The following is a 21,679-nucleotide window of genomic DNA, read 5'->3' as shown; positions in this document are numbered from 1 at the left end:
ATTCCCTACTTGGAAGACATCTTGTCGAGAAATTCCTTGACCTTGCCCAAAAACGAATGGGACTCGGGCTGGGACTCCTGGTTGGACAGTTCCTCGAACTCCTGCAACAGCTCTTTTTGCCGTTTGGTCAAGGTGACCGGAGTTTCCACCCGCACTTCCACCACCAGATCGCCAAACACCCCCGGACGATTCAGATGGGGCAACCCCTTGCCACGCAAGGCGAGACGCTTGCCGGTCTGCACCCCCGGAGGCAAGGTGACGATGGCCCGACCGATCAAGGTGGGCACTTCCAGCTTGCCCCCCAGAGCAGCCTGGGGAAAGGTGATGGGCGCGTGACAGAGAATGTCCGGCCCGAACCGCTCGAAAATCGGATGGGGAGCCACCTCGATGATGATGTACAGATCCCCGGCCGGTCCCCCCAATGGTCCCGCCCCCCCTTCACCGGTGAGGCGGATGCGGGTACCGGTTTCGACACCCGGAGGAATTTTCACGGTCAGGGTCTTTTCGGAGCGCTGACGCCCCTGACCCTGACAGTCGCCACAGGGATTGCGAATGATGCGGCCCTGCCCACGACAGGTCGGACAAGGCCGGGAGATGGAGAAAAATCCCTGCTGGGTGCGAACCTGACCCGCGCCGCCACAGGCGGAACAGGTCTCTGGACCGCTTCCGGGCTTGGCGCCCGAGCCTCGGCAGGTCTCACAACGCACGATGGAGGGGATACGGATCCGTTCACTGGCTCCGTGCATGACCGTTTCCAAAGAGACGGTCATGTCATAACGAAAGTCCTCGCCTTTCTGCGGTCCGCCCCGACCACCGCCACCCCGGCCACCGCCAAAGATGTCCCCGAAGAACTCCTCGAAGATGTCCCCGAAGCCCCCGCCGAAACCGGACGGATCCCCCGAGAAACCACCTCCACCTCCGCCGCCACTGGCCTGATTCAATCCGGCATGACCGAACTGATCATAGATGGCGCGTTTTTTGGAGTCCTTCAACACCTCGTAAGCGGCGTTGACCTCCTTGAATTTGGACTCGGCGGTCTTGTCACCCGGATTGCGATCCGGGTGCAGTTCCATGGCCAAGCCACGATAAGCCTTCTTGATGGCGGCGTCCGAGGCGTCTTTGGGAACGCCCAGGATCTCGTATAAATCCCTGGACATTATTTGGTGTCTTTATCGTTATGGACTTCCTCATAGTCCGCTTCGACCACGTCCTCCGGCTTGCCGGATTGGGCGCCCTTTTTCCCGCCTGCGGCATGGGCGTCTCCACCAAAACCCGCGCCGGGAGCAGACTGCTCATTGTCCTTGTAGACCGCCTCCCCCAGTTTGAGGGAGACTTCCATCAGGGCCTGGGTGCAGCTTTCGATCTTTTCGGCGTCATCCCCGTCGAGAACCGCTTTCAGGGAAGACAAGGCATCCTCGATGGATTTTTTCACGCCGCCATCCACCTTGTCGCCATGCTCTTTCAACGACTTCTCGGTGGCGTAAACCAGAGAATCCGCATGGTTGCGAGCGTCGATCAATTTGCGCTTCTTGGCATCTTCGCTGGCGTGGGACTGGGCGTCACGGACCATCTTGTCGATCTCGTCCTGGGTCAGACCACCCGAGGCCTGGATCTTGATGGACTGCTCCCGACCGGTGCCCTTGTCCTTGGCGGACACATGGACCATGCCATTGGCGTCGATGTCGAAGGTGACTTCAATCTGGGGCACACCACGGGGAGCCGGGGGAAGACCCACCAGATCGAATTGACCCAGCAGTTTGTTGTCCGAGAACATCTCCCGTTCCCCCTGGGCCACGCGGATGGTGACCGCGGACTGGCTGTCGGAGGCGGTGGAGAAGACCTGGGACTTGCGGGTCGGCACGGTGGTGTTCTTGTCGATCAGCTTGGTGAAGACACCGCCCAGGGTCTCGATGCCCAACGAAAGCGGGGTCACGTCCAGCAGCAGCACATCCTTGACATCGCCCTTGAGCACCCCGCCCTGAATGGCGGCGCCGATGGCCACCACCTCGTCGGGGTTGACCCCCTTGTGGGGCTCTCTGCCAAAGAACTCGGCCACCAGGCTTTGCACCTTGGGCATGCGGGTCATGCCACCCACCAGGATCACCTCATGGACATCCCGGGTGGAAATGCCCGCGTCCTTCAAGGCGATGCGGCAGGGCTCCAGAGTGCGTTGCAGCAGGTCGTCCACCAGGGCTTCCAGCTTGGCCCGGGTCATGCTCACGTTCAAGTGCTTGGGACCACTGGCATCGGCGGTGATGAACGGCAGATTGATATCGGTCTGGGTGCTGTTGGACAGCTCGATCTTGGCCTTTTCCGCCGCCTCCTTGAGGCGTTGCAGGGCCATGTTGTCCTGACGCAGATTGATGCCGCTCTCTTTCTGGAAGGTCTCCGCCAGATACTGGATGATGGCGTGATCGAAATCCTCACCACCCAAGAAGGTATCGCCATTGGTGGATTTGACCTCGAAGACCCCTTCGCCGATGTCCAGAATGGAGATGTCGAAGGTACCGCCGCCCAGGTCATAGACCGCGATGGTCTGGCTGCCCTTTTTGTCCAGGCCATAGGCCAGAGCCGCCGCCGTGGGTTCGTTGATGATGCGCATCACGTTGAGGCCGGCGATGCGTCCCGCATCCTTGGTGGCCTGACGTTGCGCGTCGTTGAAGTAGGCCGGAACCGTCACCACGGCATCCGTGACCTTCTCTCCCAGATAGTCTTCCGCGGTCTGACGCATCTTTTGCAGGATCATGGCGGAAATTTCCGAGGGACTCATTTTTTTGTCCCCGCCATTGACCCACGCGTCGCCGTTGTCCGCCTTGATGATCTCGTAGGGAACCTGTTTCCGATCCCGCTGGGTGGTGGGATCATCATAGCGGCGTCCGATCAGACGCTTGATGGCAAACAAAGTATTTTTGGGATTGGTGACCGCCTGCCGTTTCGCGGACTGTCCAACCAGACGTTCGTTGCTTGAGGTGAAAGCGACCATGGACGGCGTGGTGCGACTTCCCTCGCTGTTCTCGATCACCTTGGGGTCACCCCCCTCCATGATTGCCACGCACGAATTGGTGGTGCCCAGATCAATACCGATGACTTTGCCCATGTTCTAATACCCTCATCCACATGCCGTTTGGCGAATCGTTGGTGGAACCCGTATTATGCGGGATTCGATGTTGATATGGGAATCCCCCCGCGGCTTGTCAAGACCATCCGGATCAAGAATTCCCATTCCGGCTTCCGCCCTGGGAAATCCCGACCATCGAGGGACGCAGCAGCCGTTGATTGAGCAGATACCCGCTTTGCAGCTCCCGCACCACCCGATCCGGTTCCACGGTGGGATCTTCCACCTGCATCACCGCCTGGTGAAGATTGGGATCAAAGGGGGCGTTCATGGCCTGAATGCGGGTGACACCATGTTTTTTCAAGGTATTTTCCAATCCGGAAGCCACCATGCGCACCCCGTCGGTCACGGCCACGCTCACCGGATCGTCGCTGGCGGGAATGGCGCTCAAGGCCCGTTCCAGGTTGTCGGCCACCTGCAACAGATCCTTGGCAAAGGCCTCGATGGCGAACTGGCGCGCCTGCTGGATCTCCCGTTCGGTGCGTTGCCGCAAATTTTTCATGTCGGCCAGAGCGCGCAAATAATCGTTGCGATACTCCTCGGCCTTGGCCTGGGCCTGGATCAGCAGTTCCATGGGAGAGATATACCCTTCGGATTTCTCCTCCGGTTCCTCGTCGAATCCATCTCCTTCCATGGGGGTCGCGTCATCCAGCGCTTCGTTGTCTTCCACGGGCACAGACTCCTCCGGGGCGTTGTTCTCGACATCCGGCTCCTGACCGGTCATGGGGGTCTCTTCCCCCGCATCGACTGTTTTTCTGGACATGTTGATCTCGTTTCAAAAAAAGGCACGGGTGATCGACACAAAAACCTGAACATGTTAGCCTCCAAGACTTTCCCTGTCAATCAATTCGCTCTATGATGAAAGAAAGCCTTGTATGGATAGAATCCGTTTGAACGACACTTCACGCCCATGGATTCCGGGAGCGTTCTCATGAAAGCACGCGCTTTGGCGCTTTTATGGTTGTTGGCAACCTCCTGGCCTGCCTGGGGAGCCCCAACCGCCCCTCCGGTCACCCAACCCGTGGGAGCCAGCGTCGAAGAGTTGTTGCAGTTGGCCAAAACCTTAAATCCGGAGTTGGCCGCCGCCGCCCTGGACAACGATGCCGCCAAGGCGCGCATCCAAGGATCCGACGCCCTGCCCGATCCCAAGCTCAAAATCACCTTCGACGAAATCTCCAAAAACGACGCCGGTTGGCCGAGTCAGACCGGAATCTACAAATACACCGTGCAACAAGAAATACCCGGTTGGGGCAAACGGGCCACCCGTCGGGCCATTGCCGAGGCGGGCAGTCGGGAGGCGAACGCTCAACTGGAAGAACGCGTGGCCGAAGTGATGATGCGGGTCAAAACCGCCTATGCGGATTATCACCGGGTGCATCTGTCCATGGACCAGACCAGCGAACTGATCCAGGTGATGCGCGCCCTGGTGGAATTCGCCCGGGTCCGCTATGCCCAGGGGGCGGGACAACAACTGGAGGCCACCTCCGCCGAGGCGGAACGGGGAGCCTTGTCCGTAGAGCTGACCCGGCTGGAAAAAGAGCGTCACCGCATCCGGGCCCGCCTGAACGCCCTGGTGAATCGTCCCCCGGACGCCCCTTTGGTGGAACATCCCCATCTGCGTCCCATGCCTGCGGACCGTGCCCTGGATCCGGCGCAATTGCTGGAACGGGCCTTGGCGGCCAATCCGGATCTGAAAATGAGTCAAGCCCGTCTGGAAGGCGCCGAAGGGGAAAATCGTCTGGCGGGCAAGAACTGGCTGCCGGATGTGGAGGTGGGGTTCGGTCTGGTGGATCGACGGGAAGAAGGCATGCAGGATGGGTTCGAGGCCATGGTGGGGCTCAATCTGCCGATCCGGACCGGTTGGCGCACCAGCGCCGAACAAGAGGCCCTCGCCAAAAAACAGGCCGCCGGAGAACGGGTGAACTTGGCACGGCTGAAACTGGAATCCGGCTTGCGGGAGGCACTGCTCAGTCTGGAAGAGGCCCGTCAAGTGGAAAAAAGCGCCACGGAAATTCTCCTGCCCCAGGCACGCATCGCCTTGCAGTCGGCCCTCAAAGGTTATGAAGCCGGCATCGCCGAAGCCACCACGGTGCTGGACGCGGTGCAACGGTTGAAAAAATTCCAGATCGAACGGGTCAAGGCCCAGTTCGAGCAGCAGGTACGACTGGCGGAGATCGAACGGTTGATCGGAGGTGACTTGTGAACGGCATGAACGGGTTGAAACGGCTCTGGATTCCCACCGTGTTGATCGGGATGCTCTGCTTCGCCCCCGAGGTCCGCAGCGGCGCCCAGGAGGGCCACGAAGGACACGCCTCCCCGCTCCCCGCAGCGGCCACCCCTGCCAAAGCCGAGCGCAAGATCCTGTATTACCGCAACCCCATGGGACAGCCCGACACCTCACCCACCCCCAAAAAAGACTCCATGGGCATGGACTATATACCGGTTTATGTCGATGAAGCCCCGCCACCCGAAACAACCCCGGCCCCGAAGGCCGAACGCAAAATCCTGTATTACCGAAACCCCATGGGACAGCCCGACACCTCACCCACCCCCAAAAAAGACTCCATGGGCATGGACTATGTACCGGTTTACGCGGACGAGGCCCCGCCACCGGAAGCGGCCAACGCGGTGCGCATCAATCTGGACAAGGTGCAAAAGCTCGGGGTCAGAACCGAAACCGCCACCCGGAATCCGGTCACCCGTTCCATCCGGGCTGTGGGCACCGTCACGGTGGATGAACGGCGTCTGCATGTGGTGAATCTGAAATACGAAGGCTGGATCGAAACACTGCACGCGGATGTCACCGGACAAAACGTGCGACGTGGCCAGCCCCTCATGGAGGTCTACGCCCCCTCCCTGGTACAGGCCCAGCAGGAGTATCTGGCCACGATGCGCGCCACGGAAACGCTGCGGGATGCCGATCCGGAGACCCGGCGCACAGCGGCCGATCTGGCGGAAAGCTCCCTGATCCGACTGCGCAACTGGGATCTGTCCGAAGGTCAGATTCAACGACTGCGGGAAAAACGCGCCGCCAGTCGGACCTTGACCATCCCCTCTCCGGTTTCCGGGGTGATCCTGGAGAAGAACGCCATTCAGGGAATGCGTTTCATGCCCGGAGAGATGCTCTACCGCATTGCCGATCTGTCCACCGTGTGGGTGCTGGCGGATGTGTTCGAGCAGGATATGGGATTTGTCCAGGTGGGACAAAAAGCCGAAGTGACCCTGACCGCCATGCCGGGCAAAACCTTTCACGGCAAGGTGGCCTTCATGAATCCCACCCTCACCACCGAAACCCGCACCATCAAGGTGCGCATCGAACTGGCCAATCCGGATGGCGCCTTGCGTCCCGCCCTCTACGCCGCCGTGCAGTTGCAAACACCGGGCAACGTCTCCCTGGTTTCCATCCCCGACTCCGCCCTGCTGGACAGCGGCTCCCGTCAGGTGGTGCTGGTGGAACGGGGCGAAGGGCTGTACGAACCGCGACCGGTGCGGGCCGGGGCCAAGGGCAATGGCTATGTGGAAATCCTGGAAGGGCTGACGGAAGGGGAAAAGGTGGTGGTGCGGGCCAATTTCCTCATCGACGCCGAAGCCAATCTGCGGGCCGCGCTGGGTCATTTCTCTCATTAAGCAACAAACCGGGAACTCCAAAAACGAAACGATGATCGATACCCTCATCCGCTGGTCATGCCGCAATGTGCTGCTGGTGCTGCTCGGGACACTGTTTCTGGTGGCAGCCGGCGCCCATGCCCTCTCCCGCATCCCCCTGGACGCCATTCCGGACCTTTCGGATGTGCAGGTGATCCTGTACACCGAGTTCCCCGGACAGGCTCCCCAGGTGGTGGAGGATCAGGTCACCTATCCTTTGACCACCGCCATGCTTTCGGTGCCCCGTTCCAAGCTGGTACGGGGTTTTTCCTTCTTCGGGGTCTCCTTCGTCTACATCATCTTTGAAGACGGCACCGACATCTACTGGGCCCGCAGCCGGGTGTTGGAGTATCTCAACTTCGCGGCCAAACGCCTTCCCACCGGCATCACCCCCACCCTGGGACCGGACGCCACCGGGGTGGGCTGGGTGTTTCAATATGCGGTGCTGGCCAAGGAGAAAACCCTGGCGGAACTGCGCACCCTTCAGGACTGGTATCTGCGTTATCATCTGGCCAAGGCCGAAGGGGTGGCGGAAGTGGCCAGCGTCGGCGGTTTTGTGCAGCAGTATCAAGTCATCGTCGATCCCCAACAATTGCAGGCCTTCAAGATTTCCCTCTCCCGGGTTACCCAAGCCATCGCCATGAGCAACCGGGATGTGGGAGGACGGGTGGTGGAGATGGCGGAAACCGAATATGTGGTACGGGGCAAGGGGTATCTGCGGGGGGTGGAGGATATCGAAAAAATCGTCCTCAAAGAAGAACGGGGCACCCCGATCCGCCTGCGGGACGTGGCCCGGGTCGAACTGGGACCGGATGAACGCCGGGGTCTGGCGGAACTCAACGGCGAAGGGGAAGTGGTCAGCGGCATCGTGTTGCAGCGTTTCGGCCAGAACGCCCTGGCGGTGATCCGCAACACCAAGGCCAAACTGGCGGAGGTGGCCAACAGCCTGGGAGAAGGGGTACGCATCGAAGCCCTGTATGACCGCTCGGAACTGATTCTGCGGGCCGTGGAGACCCTCAAGACCACCTTGATCGAAGAAAGCCTGATCGTGGCCGGGGTGTGCATCCTCTTTTTGCTGCATGTGCGCAGCGCCCTGGTGGCCATTCTGATGCTGCCGGTGGGGGTGCTGATCGCCATGATCTTAATGAACGCCTTGGGCATGACCTCCAACATCATGAGCCTGGGGGGAATCGCCATCGCCGTGGGCGCCATGGTGGACGCGGCCATCGTGATGATCGAAAACGCCCACAAACACCTGGAACGTGCCCCACCCGACGCACCCCGCCATCGGGTGTTGATGGAGGCCGCCGCCGAGGTGGGACCGCCGCTCTTTTTCAGCCTGTTGGTGATCACCGTATCGTTTCTGCCGGTCTTCACCCTGGAAGATCAGGAAGGACGACTGTTCAAACCGTTGGCTTATACCAAGACCTTTGCCATGGCCGGAGCGGCATTTCTCTCCGTCACCCTGGTGCCGGTGCTGATGCTGCTGTTCGTGCGAGGGCGGATTCTGCCGGAACACAAAAATCCCATCAACCGATTGCTCATCTGGCTCTATCGTCCGATCATACGACTGGTGTTGCGCTTCAAGATCGTCTTCATTCTGCTGGCCATCGGCACCCTGGTGATCACCATCGCACCGGCCCAACGGATCGGCAGCGAATTCATGCCCGCCCTGAACGAAGGCACGCTGCTTTACATGCCCACCACCCTGCCGGGTCTCTCCATGACCAAGGCGGAAGAGCTGTTGCAAACCCAGGACAAGATCATCAAAAGTTTCCCCGAAGTGGCCTCGGTGCTGGGCAAGGCGGGCCGGGCCGCCACAGCCACGGATCCAGCCCCCACGGAGATGTTCGAGACCGTGATCAATCTCAAGCCGGAAAACGAATGGCGACCGGACATGACTCTGGACAAACTGATCGCGGAAATGGATGAGGCATTGCAGATGCCCGGCATCAGCAATGCCTGGACCATGCCCCTGAAGGCCCGCATCGACATGCTTTCCACCGGCATCCGCACCCCCATCGGCATCAAGGTGTTCGGCAAGACCCTCGAAGAGTTGGAACCTTTGGCCCAACAAATCGAAACCGTGGTCAAGGGGGTGCCGGGCACCACCAGCGCCTATGCGGAACGGGTCGGGGGAGGCTTCTATCTGACCATCGATCCGGACCGGGATGCCATCTCCCGTTACGGCTTGACCATCGGCGATCTGCAAGAGACCATTCTCACCGCTCTGGGTGGGGAGAGTGTCACCACCACCGTGGAAGGCCGGGAACGGTTCACGGTCAACGTGCGCTATCCCCGGGATTTCCGTTCCGATCCGGAATCCATTGCCCAACGGGTGCTGGTGCAGGCGGAAAACGGGGCCACCATTCCATTGGGACAATTGGCCTCGGTGCGCCTGGAAAAAGGACCGGCAGCCATCCGCACCGAAAACGCCCTGCTGTCGGTTTACATTTACATCGACATTCGGGATCGGGACATCGGCGGTTACGTGGCCGACGCCCAGCAGGCGGTACGCACGGCGGTGCAGATGCCACCCGGCACTTTCTTGCAATGGAGCGGGCAGTTCGAGTACATGGAACGGGCCAAGGAGCGGCTCAAGATTGTGGTGCCTTTGACTATCTTCCTGATTTTCTTGTTGCTGTATCTGAATTTCGGTCGCATCGCCGAAACCCTGATCGTCATGCTCTCCCTGCCCTTCGCCCTGGTGGGGGGGATCTGGCTGATGGATCATCTGCACTTCAACATGAGCGTGGCGGTGGCGGTGGGCTTCATCGCCCTGGCGGGGGTCGCGGCGGAAACCGGAGTGGTGATGTTGATCTATCTGGATCACGCCTGGAAGGAGGCGTTGGAAAAACGCCATGAAATGCATGAACCGGTTACACGTCTGGATCTGTATCACGCCATCATGGAAGGGGCGGTAGAGCGGGTACGCCCCAAGATGATGACCGTGGTGGCAATCATGGCGGGTCTGCTGCCGATCCTGTGGAGTACCGGAACCGGTTCGGAGGTGATGCGCCGCATCGCCGCCCCCATGGTGGGGGGCATGGTCTCTTCCACCCTTTTGACCCTGGTGGTGATTCCGGCCATCTATGCCCTGGTCAAAGGGGTGGGCATTCCCAAAACTGCGCCACGGGAAAAGGCATAACCCCCTGGATCACCCCTTGACCACGGAAAACAGGACCCTTTCATCCGGGACAGGGCAGCGTGACAATCACCGAGGTCTCACCGGCGTGACTGGTATCCAGTTCAATCCCACCCAACTGGGTTTTCGCCGCCAGCCAAGCGGAATAGGTTCCCAGACCGGTGCCACCGCTTTTGCCCGAAGTGACGTATTTGTCGAAGAATTGTTCCCGGATCTCCAAAGGCACTTCCCCTGTATTGGTGATCCGGATGGTTCCTGTATCGCCTGTGGTAGACAAACCAATCACAATCCGCCCATTCTCAGAAGAAGCCTCGATGGCGTTCAACAAAACATTGTAAAAGAGCGGATAACAAAGCATCTTTTCGCCGAGAACAATAAAAGAAGCAAGGGGTTCCGCATCCTTTTCCCCCTCAATAACCATATCAACCCCCAGCGGACCAGAATGTTGCCCCAGATCACCCACGATACGTTCTAAAATGGCCAAAAGATCGACTTCCTCCGGATTGAACGTATAGGTACCATTTTCCATTTTGAATAGATCCAGGGATTTGTTGATCATCTCCAACAGAGTATAACCGCTTCTTTCGATTCTCTTGATGTATCTTCTCTGTTTGTCGGTCAAATTATAATCTTCCAGAATCAGTTCCGGCAAGCCGATGATCGTGGAAAGCGGACCTTTGAGGTCATGACGGGACATCCGCTCCATATCTTCACGAATCCTCATGGCCTGTTGAAGTTCTTTCAGGGCCTGCTGGAGTTCCTCGTTTTTGCGACGCAGATTCTCTTTGGCCCGTTGATGGGCAATCGTATTGCGGCATCTGGCCAATACCACAGACGGACTGCTGGGTTTGCGGATAAAATCCACCGCGCCAAACTTCAAGCCAACGGCCTCATCGTCCTGACCATCTTTGCTGGTCAGGAAAATCACTGGAATATCTTTGGTTTCCGGATTGCTCTTCAACTGACGACAGATTTCGTATCCGTTGAGTCCCGGCATCATGATATCCAATAAGATCAGATCGATGATCCCACGACGACACGCCGGGAACACAAAATTTCCCCGAATGGCGATCTTGACTACAAAATACTCCTCCAACGACGATTTGATCACGTCGATTTGTTCCGGCTGATCATCCACCAGCAGAATGGTGCCTTCCAGGGTTCCCTGCATGTCAGATGGATTCATGGTGAAGATTGCAACCTCAACTGTAATGGTTTCATCTTTTGCCGGACGAACGGGATGAAAGCGATCGACATCATACAACGTCATCTTGATATTGCTGCATAATTTCCACAACTTCCGATTTCAAACCGATAAAGATCGTGACCAGTCGCGGATCAAACTGTTCTCCCGCCGACTGGGAGATCACGTTCAAGGCGTCATCCACGGACCAAGCTTTTTTATAGGGTCGGACAGAGGTCAAGGCATCAAAGACATCCCCGATGGCCGTCAATCGTCCCATCACAGGAATGGCTTCCCCACACAGTTTGGCCGGATAGCCACTGCCGTTCCATTTCTCGTGGTGGGTCAACGCGACCAACCCACCCAGACTCAAAATGTCACTCTTTTGCGTCCCAATGATCCGATATCCCATCTCGCAATGGGTCTGAATGACGGCAAATTCCTCTACGGTCAAATTGCCTGGCTTCAGCAGAATGTGATCTGGAATCCCGATTTTGCCCAGATCATGCATCGGTGCCGCCAGCATCAACAACTCCGCTTCCGGTTCACTCAACCCCGCATGTATGGCCAGCAAATGGACATACCGACTCATACGTATCACATGCATACCGGTTTCGTTATCCCGATACTCCGCCGCCCGACCCAGTTGACGAATCACCTCCTGGCGGGTCTCTGCCAATTCCATGTTCTGGAGTAGCAACTGCGCGGTGCGCACCGCAACCTGATCGGACAGCAGTTTCCTCTGATCGTGCAAGTCCAGGTGGATCTTGACCCGAGCCAGAATAATGGCGGAACTGACCGGCTTGATCAGATAATCCGCCGCCCCCAGTTCAAAACCTCTGATCTCATTTTCTTCCTCGGACTTGGCGGTCACGAACAGCACAGGAATCTCCCAGGTACGCTCATCGTTTTTGAGCAACCGACACACCGTGTACCCATCCATCTCCGGCATCATCACATCCAGCAGGATCAAATCCGGTGGCGTCGAAAAGGCAATCCGAATCGCCAACCGTCCACTGATCGCCACCTGAACCCGGTAATGGGGGGTGAGGATCCCTTCCAGAACGTCCAAATTCTCCGAAAGGTCATCGACGATTAAAACGGTCTTTCTGGGCGCGTTGACGGCATATGGCATGGTTGATACTCCTCCAAATGAATCCCTTCTTCCTGGGACCAGGCATGGAAAAGAGAAAGGCACGTCTCAAAATCATACGCCCCCAAAGCCATCTTGATGGAGGCCACCCTGTTCCGCCGATGTTCACTATGCACCAAGGAGATGATCTCCTCCACCACCTTGGCCACCGAAGAATCAAAGGCAAAAAGCAACGCAACCGCCTCGTTGAATAAGGGCGCCAACACTTCCGGCCCCACATCCACCGCCGGCTGATCTCCCTCTGGGGTCATGGTCGGCAATGGCACCAGTGTGGTTTCAATGGTTGAGACGATGCGTGCCAGTTCATTGGCTGTTGTGGCCAGCAGTTCCGACAATCCCGACAATCCATTCTTGGACTGTATTTCGATTTTTCCTGCCAGATCAGCCAATTTCAACACCCCAAGCGTGGCGGAAACCCCCTTCAGGGCATGGGCGGCATGTTCCAAAGCCATCTGGTCACCACAGGCCAGATCCCGCTCCATCTCCAGACACGATCCCCCTTGATTGCAGGCAAATTTCAACAAAACTTTTCGATACAACGTGCTGTTGCCACCCACATTGCGCAACCCCCGAGTCACATCGATTCCCGGCAAAGGCGGCATGGGCAAAACCAGATTCGCCCCTCTGCACGCAGCCAACGATACCGAGGATTGCCCACTCACACCCGATTGAATCGTAATCCATTTGGCCAAGGTGGCATACATCTCGTCCGGCTCCACGGGCTTGGCAATATGATCATTCATGCCAGCATCCAAACATTTTTCCCGATCTCCGGCCATGGCATTGGCTGTCATCGCGATGATGGGCAACAATTCGGCACTTTTCTCTTTGCGAATGCGCTTTGTGGCCGTCAATCCATCCATGACCGGCATCTGGAGATCCATCAGAATGGCGTCAAAATGCTCCTTGCCCACCAGATTCACCGCCTCCAGTCCATTGTTGGCCACCACCACCGTGATCCCCGCCTGTTCCAGCAACTCCATCGCCACCTGCTGGTTGATTTCGTTGTCTTCCGCCAGCAACAATCGCGCCCCGGCCAGACTGGCCCGTTGCGTGTTGGAATTCCCCATCAACTGCCTGGCCGGCTTGTGACCAAAAACGATCATGATCACATCCAACAAGGAAGAAATATTCACCGGTTTCATCAGGAAACCATCCAGCAACTTCTTCTCCTCTGCGCTGGAGGCGATATACTCCTGACCATAGGCCGTCACCATAATAATATAAGGAATCTTTCTCAAATGCAGATCTTGCTTGATGCGCCGGGAGGTTTCCAGGCCATTCATATCCGGCATTCTCCAGTCAACCAGCACCAGATCAAAGGACGCATCATCCTGATCGGCCTCAACCAAAGCATGAAGAGCCGCAGGACCGCTCTCGACACAAATGGGATGATAGGTTAACGATTCCAGATGTTCGGCAATGATCTGCAAGGCTCCTGCGTTGTCATCCACCACCAGGATGCGCAATCCACAAAGATCTTCCGAAGGCATCAAGGATGCCGTTTCCGGACAATCCACCTTGTCGAACCGGGCGGTAAAGGTGAAACGACTGCCCCGCGATGGTTCATTTTCCGCCCCGATCTGCCCTCCCATCATCTCCACCAAACGTTTGCTGATGGCCAGTCCCAAACCGGTTCCCCCATATTTGCGGGTAATGGACGTATCGCCTTGGGAAAATTCCTGAAACAACTTGCCCAACTGCTCCGACGTCATGCCGATCCCGGTATCCCGTACCGCGAATTGAAGAAAGACCGTGTGTTCGGTCTCTTGCAAGACCTCGGTGATGATGGAAACCTCCCCTTTTTCGGTAAACTTGATGGCATTACCCACCAAATTGGTTAGAATCTGCCCCAGACGGTGAGAATCCCCCTTCAAACAATTGGGGACATTCTTTTTGGTATACAACAGCAACTCCAGCCCCTTTTCCTGACTACGATCACTCAGGATGGCCACCACCCCACCCAACACTTCATCAAGGGTGAACCGGGCATTTTCCATGGTCAACTTGCCGGCCTCGATCTTGGAAAAATCCAGAATATCATTGATCAGTTGCAGCAGGATGTTGGCACTGACACTCACCTTGACCAGATAATCCCGCTGCTGTCCGGTCAATTCCGTCTGAAGACACAAGTGAGTCAAACCGATCACCCCGTTCATCGGGGTACGGATCTCATGGCTCATGGTGGCCAAAAATTCCGATTTGGCGAGATTGGCCGTTTCCGCCAGGATCTTAGCATTTTCCAATTCAGCATTTTTTTCATCGATCACATGATCGAGACGTTTGCGTTCGGTCATGTCGCGCACGGCGGCAAAAACCCCCTGCAAATTCCGACTGCGACCGTAAATGGTGGTGGCATGCAACGATACCGGGGTCTGTTTTTCATCCCAGGCCAGCACGATGAGATCGTAATCAATCAATTTCTTTTCGCTCAACACCAGATTGATACCCGCTTCGGCCCGCTCCGGGTCGGTGAAATAGTTCTTGAAAGGGGCGCCGATCAATTCATCGCGGGTACAACCAGTAATGGCCTCCATCTGTTTGTTGGCTTCGGTGATGATTCCGGATTTATCTGTGGTCACGAGGGCGTCAATATTGGATTCAATCAGAGAGCGGGTCAGAAATTGTTGATCTCGCAAACGTTGATCCAGTTTCTTTTGCTTGGCTTCGACTTGCTTGCGCGCGGTGTTGTCCGTTCCGATCAACAAATAGCCGATAATGAGTTCCTGGGCATCCCGCAAGGCCGTGACCGACACCACCGCCGGAAAACGACTGCCATCCTTGCGGATGTACGTCAACTCGTAGATATCCTCAATCCCCCGGGAGGCCTTGAACACCAACGCCTCAAAACCTGGCGTGATCGTCGTGGCCAATTCTTCGCTCAAAGTTCTGGCGCGGGCGATCACCTCTTTCGGATCGGAAATATCGGCGGGGGTGATCTTGTTCATCACTTCAACCGCCGTATAACCCAGCATACGCTCGGCTCCCACGTTGAAGATCTGAATGACCCCCTTGGCGTCGGTGGCGATGCTGGAAAAATTGGCGCTGTTGAAAATCGCGTTTTGCAGCGCCCCGGCTTTCAGCAGGGCCTCCTCCGCCAGTTTGCGCGCGGTATTGTCCGTGCCAATCAACAGATAGCCAATAATCACATCCTGGATATCACGCAGAGCCGTGACCGACACCACCGCCGGGAAACGACTGCCATCCTTGCGGATGTAAGTCAACTCGTAGATGTCTTCAATCCCCCGGGAGGCCTTGAACACCAACGCCTCGAAACCCGGCGTGATCAACTTGAAAAATTCGTTGCTCAACTCCTTGGCGCGGGTGATCAGTTCCTGGGGATCGGAAATATCGGCGGGGGTGATCTTGTTGAGCACTTCAACGGCCTCGTAGCCCAACATGCGCTCCGCACCGACGTTAAAGATCTGAATGACCCCCTTGGCATCGGTGGCGATACTGGAAAAATTGGCGCTGTTGAGAATCGCATTTTGCAAAGCTCCGGTCTTCAGCAACGCCGCCTTGCGTCTGATTTTGGCAATATTGTTCTCAGGTCCGGAGACCGGAGAGAAAATACTGGAGGTATATATTCTCTTGGACATGGCCAATTCCAGGACATAAATAATAACTATTTATTTGATAACGACAAAAAAAAGAAAAAACTTAGAAAAACAGTAACACGTCTCAAAAAAAAGTCAAGCAATTTTATTTTTTTAATAAAAAATATTATAAAATATGTGTCTGAAAAAATAAATTGACATGATCCCACTCCATCCACAAGTCAATACAGTCTGTACAAAAAATGCAGCACGCAGGCGATACATTTGTAAACATATTCACTCTTTCTTAAAAATCCAACAGAGACCCAACACTATTGATCCCAATACATGGCATCATGGAGATTTTTCTGTTGACTTCTCATCCAATCACAATCAAATTATTCCCAAGGGGGGCACACCCGGTATTAGGAACACGGATGCACAACAGCTTTGATGCCATCGTCATCGGAAGTGGTCTCGGTGGACTGGTCGCCGGGGCCCTGGCGGCAAAGTCCGGGGCCAGGGTTGTGGTTCTGGAAAGACACGATCAGGTGGGTGGAGCCGCCACCAACTTCACCCGTGGCAAACTGCGCATCGATGCCGGGTTGCATCAAATGGACGGCTTTGAAGCCGACGATCCCAACCGTGCATTATTTGAACATCTCGGCCTTTTCGACCATATCACCCTGGTGCCACTGCCGGAATTATACGCCGTCCACCACCCCGCCTTTGGCCGCTTTGTCATGCCCAGTCTGGCCGATCAGCACCGCGGTCAGGTGGAAGCCCATTTCCCCTCCCACAGTCGCGCCATTCACCATTGGTTCGATGAGATCCTGGGCAAATCCGCACCGCAAGAGCCTTCATCCGATCCGCATCGATGGTCGATGGCCCACTACGAACGATCCAGTATCAGCCCATGGTTGGAGGCCTTGTTCGGAGAACAGGAAGGAATCAAACTGGCACTGTGCGCCAATCTTCCCTATTACGGTGATGATCCGGACCGGCTCAGTCTGAAATTTTTCGCCACCGCACAAGGATCATTTTATCGCGGCAACTATTATATCAAAGGGGGTTCCGGTCAATTAAGTCAAGCTTTGGCCCGAATCATCCGCACCCACGGCGGAGAGGTGCGCTGCGGTCAGGTGGTCAATCGGATTCTCATCAAGAAAGGGCGCGTGACGGGGGTGACGTGCGCCTCACGGAATGGCACCTCCGCATGCGAAGTCTCAGCCCCCATGGTCTTTGCCAACGCCGCTCCCATGGTCACCGCCGAAATGCTGCCTCCCCAGGAGCGTCGGCTTTTCCGAGCCAACTACGCCGGGTTGGAACCAGCCACCTCTTTGTGGTGCATCTACCTTGGGGTGAAGACACAACCTCAGAATTATGGATTGATTCACCACTCCACTTTTCTATTTCCCGACTGGATGCATACTCTGGGACACTATCGGGAAGCGGCGGGGTTGTTGGCCGAAAGCCCGCAAAACATCATTCCACCCTATGTGGTGGCCAATTATGCCGCTATCGACTCGGGACTCGCCACCAACGGCATGAACCTGATCGTCCTGACCGGTCTGGACCGGCTGGCCAACTGGGATATTCTGGACAAACGCGCCTATGCCCAAAAGAAAAAAGCCTGGATGAAAGCCTTGATTCAGGATTTTTCCAGCCGGTTCCCTGGCATCGAGTCAAAAATCGTGGTGAGCGAAATGGCAACAGCCCGAACCATGGCCCGCTATCTGAACACCCCAGGAGGCTCGGTTTATGGTTTTGCCCAGACCCCGATGCAGGCGGGTCGCCACAGACCCGGAGCCAAAACACCCGTGCCGGGACTTTGGTTGGCTTCCGCCTTTTCCAGGCCGGGCGGAGGATTCACAGGCACCATGCTGGCAGGTCACATGGCCTTTTCCATGGCTTTTCGAGCCACAAACGCGTCGGGGACATGAATCATGAGCCGGTTTATTATGAGATCCAGCCTTTGGCAGACGGTCTCGCCAACAAGAAACCCTGAACGAAATCCACACCCAATTGCTGCAAGACCGTCAACTCCTCCTGGATCTCGATCCCTTCCGCCACCACCAGAATGCCCAGATCCTTGCAGATGTCCACCAGTTTCTCCACGATCACGATCTTGAACCGGTCTTTGTGTATGCCGGAAATCAACTCGCGATCAATCTTGATATAATCCGGTTTCAAAACGGGCAACAGGTTGAGAGAGGAATAACCGGAACCCAGATCATCCAAAGCCACCTGGAATCCCGCATGCCGGTAAAATTTCAAAATAGTCGCCAAATGTGCCGGATCATCCAGTTTTTCGGTTTCGATCACCTCGAACACGATCCGGTCGCGCATGAGACCACTTTCTTTGATGATCTTGACCGTGGATTGCAGACAATATTGAGGATCATAGATGGAGGTTGGGGTAAAATTGATAAAGATCTTGCTGTCGATGCCACAGGAGGCCGCATTCTTCACCGCCATGGCCCGGGCAGCCCGATCCAACTGAAACAATAAATCTGTGGTCGTGGCCGCATGAAACAATTTTCCAGGGGGAATAATTTCCCCCTCTTGGGTCAAACCGCGCAACAGGCACTCATGGGCAAAAGGTTCGCGTGTATCGTTGGCATGAAAAATAGGCTGAAAATGGTTGGTCAATCTTTTTTCCCTCAACACATCGATCAACCACTCTTCCTTTTGTCTGGCAATCAACACATCCAGGCTGATCACCTTGCGAATGTCGTTCAGATCCGGCACCCGGTTTCCATCCAGATACAACGCCAGGGTATCTTGCCCTTCCTTGCTGCCAATCGCCTCATGAATGCCGGTACAACAGCCATCGAATCCCTGCTCGGGAATCTCAATGGCCAGATACCCTTGTGCGACCACCTGTTCAAACCGGTATCCGGCCCGGGTCAGAAACCCGGTGACCTTGGCCATACTGTGTCCCAGGGGTGGCCACAGATAAAGATTCCCATGACTGCTCAAATGTCCCGGCAAGGTTTCGCAACGGGAACAGGGATGGCTTGTGACATTCATTCGGACCTTCTCCTCACGATTGACGGACGCGTTGCGGATCCATCAAAAAATCCATGACCACGTCGTGGGCATCCTCCAACGCGGTGGTGGTACATCCGGAGCAATCCTTGATGCCGGATTCAAGCCAAATGGGGGTGCCGGGACAATCCCGGTAAGAATAAAGCGGGCAAAAGCAAAACAGGCAATTCAGATGATGGCCCGGCGGCACCACATGGCAGGGATAATACTCGCAATCGACATTTTCAAAAAAACGGTGACTGAATTTCATGCCAGGAGACCCCTCGACCATGAAACAAAACGGCGACTGCGACCAAACGATCCGTCGCAGTCGCCTGAGACTCACTCCACCACGATATTGGGAAAACGGCTCTCCTGGAAACCCATGGTGGCCACCCGGGCCGCGATGAGGGAAGCGATTTCCCGATAGCGTTGCGCCTGGGGACTGTCCGGACGGGCCACGAGAATCGGCTTGCCGGCGTCCATGTCTTCGCGGATGGCGATATCCAGCGGGATATCCCCCAGAAAAACGGTCCCCATGGCTTCAGCCTCGATGCGGGCTCCGCCGTGATCAAAAATATCGGCCCGATGGCCGCACTGGGGACACAGATAATACGACATGTTCTCGATCACCCCGATGACCGGCACATCCACCTTCAAAAACATGTTCACTCCGCGGCGCACATCCGCCAGGGCCACCGCCTGGGGGGTGGAGACGATCACCACGCCGGTGATGGGCACTTTCTGGGCCAGGGTCAACTGGGCGTCACCGGTGCCCGGAGGCAGATCCACCACCAGATAATCTAACACTCCCCAATCCACATCGCGCAACATCTGTTCCACCGCCATGCCCACCATAGGTCCACGCCACACCACGGGTTGGGACTCGTCCATGAAAAATCCCATGGACATGGCAGCCAGACCATGCGCCCTGATCGGAACCATCTTGCGCCCCTCGCCGGGTTCAGGCTTTTCGTTGACGTTGAGCATGCGGGGCAGGCTGGGGCCATAGATATCCGCATCCAGAATGCCCACCGAGGCCCCACTTTCCGCCAAGGCCAGGGCCAGATTGACCGCCGTGGTGGATTTGCCCACGCCACCCTTGCCGGAAGCCACGGCGATCACGTTGCGCACACCGGGAATCAGGTCCGTGTTATCCTTTTTCACCGAGGCACGCACCTGGGCGGTCATCTCCACCAACACCTGTTCCACTCCCGGCAACGCGGCCACCACATCATGTGCCTGTTTTTGCAGCAGCGCCTTGACCGGACAGGCAGGAGTGGTCAATTCCACCTTGAACGCCACCCGACCCCCATCGATCACCAGATCCTTGATGAATCCCAGACTGACGATGTTACGTTTCAAATCCGGATCCATGACTTTTTTTAATGCTTCCAGTACCTGTTCCGCGTGGATGTGGGACATGCCGATCCTCCATGATGCTAAAGGGAAAACAACATATTGTTCTGCCAAAAAAAAATATAAGGATGAACACTTTTGCCCCATCCGTCAAGCCATCTCGCCGCTTAAGAAATGATTCAATCCTGTTTTTTTCCCATTGCCAGCCGGCTTGATCAGGAGTATCTAATATTCGCCCTTTCCCCCTTGCAGGGTTGCCGATGTTCAGAAGGGCGCCGAGAGCCGTACAGCACCCACTCCTACCCAACCCAAGGTGCGCCATCATGACTGATTACATTATGATTCTGGTCAGCACAATTCTCGTCAACAATTTTGTCCTAACCAAATTCCTCGGTATCTGTCCGTTTCTCGGAGTCTCCAAAAAAGTGGAAACCTCCGTGGGCATGGCCTACGCCGTGGTCTTTGTCATCACTGTCTCTTCCATCATCACCTGGCTGACCCAACGCTACATTCTGGACCCCCTCGGATTGGATTATTTACGCACACTGGCCTTTATTTTGATCATCGCCGCTTTGGTCCAGTTGACCGAAATGATCGTCCACAAAACCAGTCCGGCCCTCTACGACTCGTTGGGAATCTTTCTGCCCCTCATCAGCACCAACTGCGTGGTGCTGGGGGTGACGATCATCAACATTCAAAAGGAACTCAACTTTCTCCAGGCGACCTTCAACGGTTTCGGCGCGGCCACCGGATTCGGTCTCATTCTGGTGCTGTTTGCCGGCATGCGGGAACGGATCAATCTGTCCGACGTTCCGGCGCTGTTCAAAGGCGCGCCCATTGCCCTGGTAAATGCCGGTCTGCTGTCGCTGGCCTTCATGGGCTTCGCGGGCATGGTCAAGTAGGATCCCCAATCTTGTAAAGGATAATCAAACGATCCAAAAGGAGATCGCCATGATCGAAGCGATATTGAGCATGGGTGGCATGGCCCTGGTGGCGGGACTGGGACTGGGCTATGCGGCCATCAAGTTTCATGTGGAGGGAAATCCGGTCGTGGAAAGCCTGGAGGCGGCACTGCCCTCCACCAATTGCGGCAACTGCGGATTTCCCGGCTGCCATGCCTACGCCGAAGCCCTGGCCGGTGAGGAAAAAATCGCCATCAGCCTCTGTTCTCCGGGGGGCGTGGAAGCCATGGAGGCCATCGCAGGCATTCTGGGCATCGAACCGGTGGTTATGGAAGTGGATCAAGGCCCCCGGGTCGCGGTGATCCACGAAGACAAATGCATCGGCTGCACCGCCTGCATCAAGGCCTGTCCGGTGGATGCCATCGTCGGCGCCAACAAACAATCCCACACCGTGATCGCCGACATGTGTACCGACTGCGAAGCCTGCGTCGAACCCTGCCCGGTGGACTGCATCGAAATGGTCCCGCTCCCGAATTCGATCTATTCCTGGAAATGGGAGAAGCCGACCGGTCCCCATGTCACGCTCCACTAATCCCAATCAAGGAGACCCC

15 protein-coding genes are annotated in these 21,679 nt (G+C 56.4%); 6 read left to right on the top strand and 9 right to left on the bottom strand.

The features are described 5' to 3' along the window. Nucleotides 1-5: 5 nt before the first annotated feature. The 3 genes from dnaJ to grpE form a co-directional block, all read right to left on the bottom strand. Nucleotides 6-1,160, bottom strand: a complete 1,155-nt coding sequence (gene dnaJ, locus HQL98_11535) for a molecular chaperone DnaJ (GenBank protein MBF0272681.1) — start codon at nucleotides 1,158-1,160, stop codon at nucleotides 6-8. After that, complete coding sequence (gene dnaK / locus HQL98_11530; protein ID MBF0272680.1) at nucleotides 1,157-3,097, bottom strand: molecular chaperone DnaK; 1,941 nt, start codon at nucleotides 3,095-3,097, stop codon at nucleotides 1,157-1,159. Before dnaK ends, dnaJ begins: the two co-directional genes overlap by 4 nt. 112 nt (nucleotides 3,098-3,209) lie before the next feature. Beyond that, a complete protein-coding gene (gene grpE, locus HQL98_11525) occupies nucleotides 3,210-3,878 on the bottom strand; it encodes a nucleotide exchange factor GrpE (protein MBF0272679.1) in 669 nt (222 codons plus the stop codon). 168 nt (nucleotides 3,879-4,046) lie between these two features. Here grpE and HQL98_11520 point away from each other — a divergent pair, with 168 nt between their 5' ends. The 3 genes from HQL98_11520 to HQL98_11510 are packed head-to-tail and all read left to right on the top strand — an operon-like array spanning nucleotide 4,047 to nucleotide 9,908. Next, nucleotides 4,047-5,318, top strand: a complete 1,272-nt coding sequence (locus tag HQL98_11520) for a TolC family protein (GenBank protein ID MBF0272678.1) — start codon at nucleotides 4,047-4,049, stop codon at nucleotides 5,316-5,318. Between the two features lie 50 nt (nucleotides 5,319-5,368). Next, nucleotides 5,369-6,742 carry an efflux RND transporter periplasmic adaptor subunit gene (locus HQL98_11515; GenBank protein MBF0272677.1) on the top strand — a complete coding sequence of 458 codons (1,374 nt, stop codon included), beginning with the start codon at nucleotides 5,369-5,371 and terminating at the stop codon, nucleotides 6,740-6,742. A gap of 31 nt (nucleotides 6,743-6,773) precedes the next feature. Next, on the top strand, nucleotides 6,774-9,908 hold the full coding sequence (locus HQL98_11510) for an efflux RND transporter permease subunit (protein ID MBF0272676.1): 3,135 nt from the start codon (nucleotides 6,774-6,776) through the stop codon (nucleotides 9,906-9,908). Between the two features lie 40 nt (nucleotides 9,909-9,948). On the opposite strand, the gene HQL98_11505 is transcribed toward HQL98_11510, so the two are convergent. The 3 genes from HQL98_11505 to HQL98_11495 all read right to left on the bottom strand — a co-directional run bounded on the left by HQL98_11505 (nucleotide 9,949) and on the right by HQL98_11495 (nucleotide 15,840). After that, nucleotides 9,949-11,091 carry a response regulator gene (locus tag HQL98_11505; protein ID MBF0272675.1) on the bottom strand — a complete coding sequence of 381 codons (1,143 nt, stop codon included), beginning with the start codon at nucleotides 11,089-11,091 and terminating at the stop codon, nucleotides 9,949-9,951. Between the two features lie 70 nt (nucleotides 11,092-11,161). Then, entirely contained in the window at nucleotides 11,162-12,223 is a 1,062-nt protein-coding gene (locus tag HQL98_11500) for a response regulator (GenBank protein MBF0272674.1), read from the bottom strand. After that, the gene (locus HQL98_11495; protein ID MBF0272673.1) at nucleotides 12,184-15,840 is read right to left on the bottom strand and encodes a response regulator; all 3,657 of its coding nucleotides are present in this window, start codon (nucleotides 15,838-15,840) and stop codon (nucleotides 12,184-12,186) included. The genes HQL98_11500 and HQL98_11495 overlap by 40 nt, the downstream gene beginning before the upstream one ends. A 374-nt stretch (nucleotides 15,841-16,214) precedes the next feature. Between HQL98_11495 and HQL98_11490 the strand changes: the two genes are divergently transcribed. Further along, nucleotides 16,215-17,720, top strand: coding sequence for an NAD(P)/FAD-dependent oxidoreductase (locus HQL98_11490; GenBank protein ID MBF0272672.1), 1,506 nt, complete (start codon nucleotides 16,215-16,217; stop codon nucleotides 17,718-17,720). Between the two features lie 16 nt (nucleotides 17,721-17,736). Here HQL98_11490 and HQL98_11485 read toward each other — a convergent pair whose 3' ends face one another. The 3 genes from HQL98_11485 to apbC form a co-directional block, all read right to left on the bottom strand. Next, entirely contained in the window at nucleotides 17,737-18,810 is a 1,074-nt protein-coding gene (locus tag HQL98_11485; protein ID MBF0272671.1) for an EAL domain-containing protein, read from the bottom strand. 13 nt (nucleotides 18,811-18,823) lie between these two features. After that, entirely contained in the window at nucleotides 18,824-19,078 is a 255-nt protein-coding gene (locus HQL98_11480) for a metal-binding protein (GenBank protein ID MBF0272670.1), read from the bottom strand. A 71-nt stretch (nucleotides 19,079-19,149) separates the two neighbouring features. Then, nucleotides 19,150-20,232, bottom strand: coding sequence for an iron-sulfur cluster carrier protein ApbC (gene apbC / locus HQL98_11475; GenBank protein MBF0272669.1), 1,083 nt, complete (start codon nucleotides 20,230-20,232; stop codon nucleotides 19,150-19,152). Nucleotides 20,233-20,489: 257 nt separating this feature from the next. Between apbC and rsxA the strand changes: the two genes are divergently transcribed. Both rsxA and rsxB read left to right on the top strand, forming a co-directional pair. After that, the gene (rsxA, locus tag HQL98_11470; GenBank protein ID MBF0272668.1) at nucleotides 20,490-21,068 is read left to right on the top strand and encodes an electron transport complex subunit RsxA; all 579 of its coding nucleotides are present in this window, start codon (nucleotides 20,490-20,492) and stop codon (nucleotides 21,066-21,068) included. Between the two features lie 49 nt (nucleotides 21,069-21,117). Beyond that, on the top strand, nucleotides 21,118-21,660 hold the full coding sequence (gene rsxB / locus HQL98_11465) for an electron transport complex subunit RsxB (protein MBF0272667.1): 543 nt from the start codon (nucleotides 21,118-21,120) through the stop codon (nucleotides 21,658-21,660). Nucleotides 21,661-21,679: the final 19 nt, after the last annotated feature.

Source organism: Magnetococcales bacterium (genome assembly GCA_015231755.1).
Taxonomy (GTDB): Bacteria; Pseudomonadota; Magnetococcia; order Magnetococcales; family Magnetaquicoccaceae; genus Magnetaquiglobus.
Note: the sequence above shows the minus strand (reverse complement) of the source record. Positions and strands in the feature narration are given on the sequence as shown.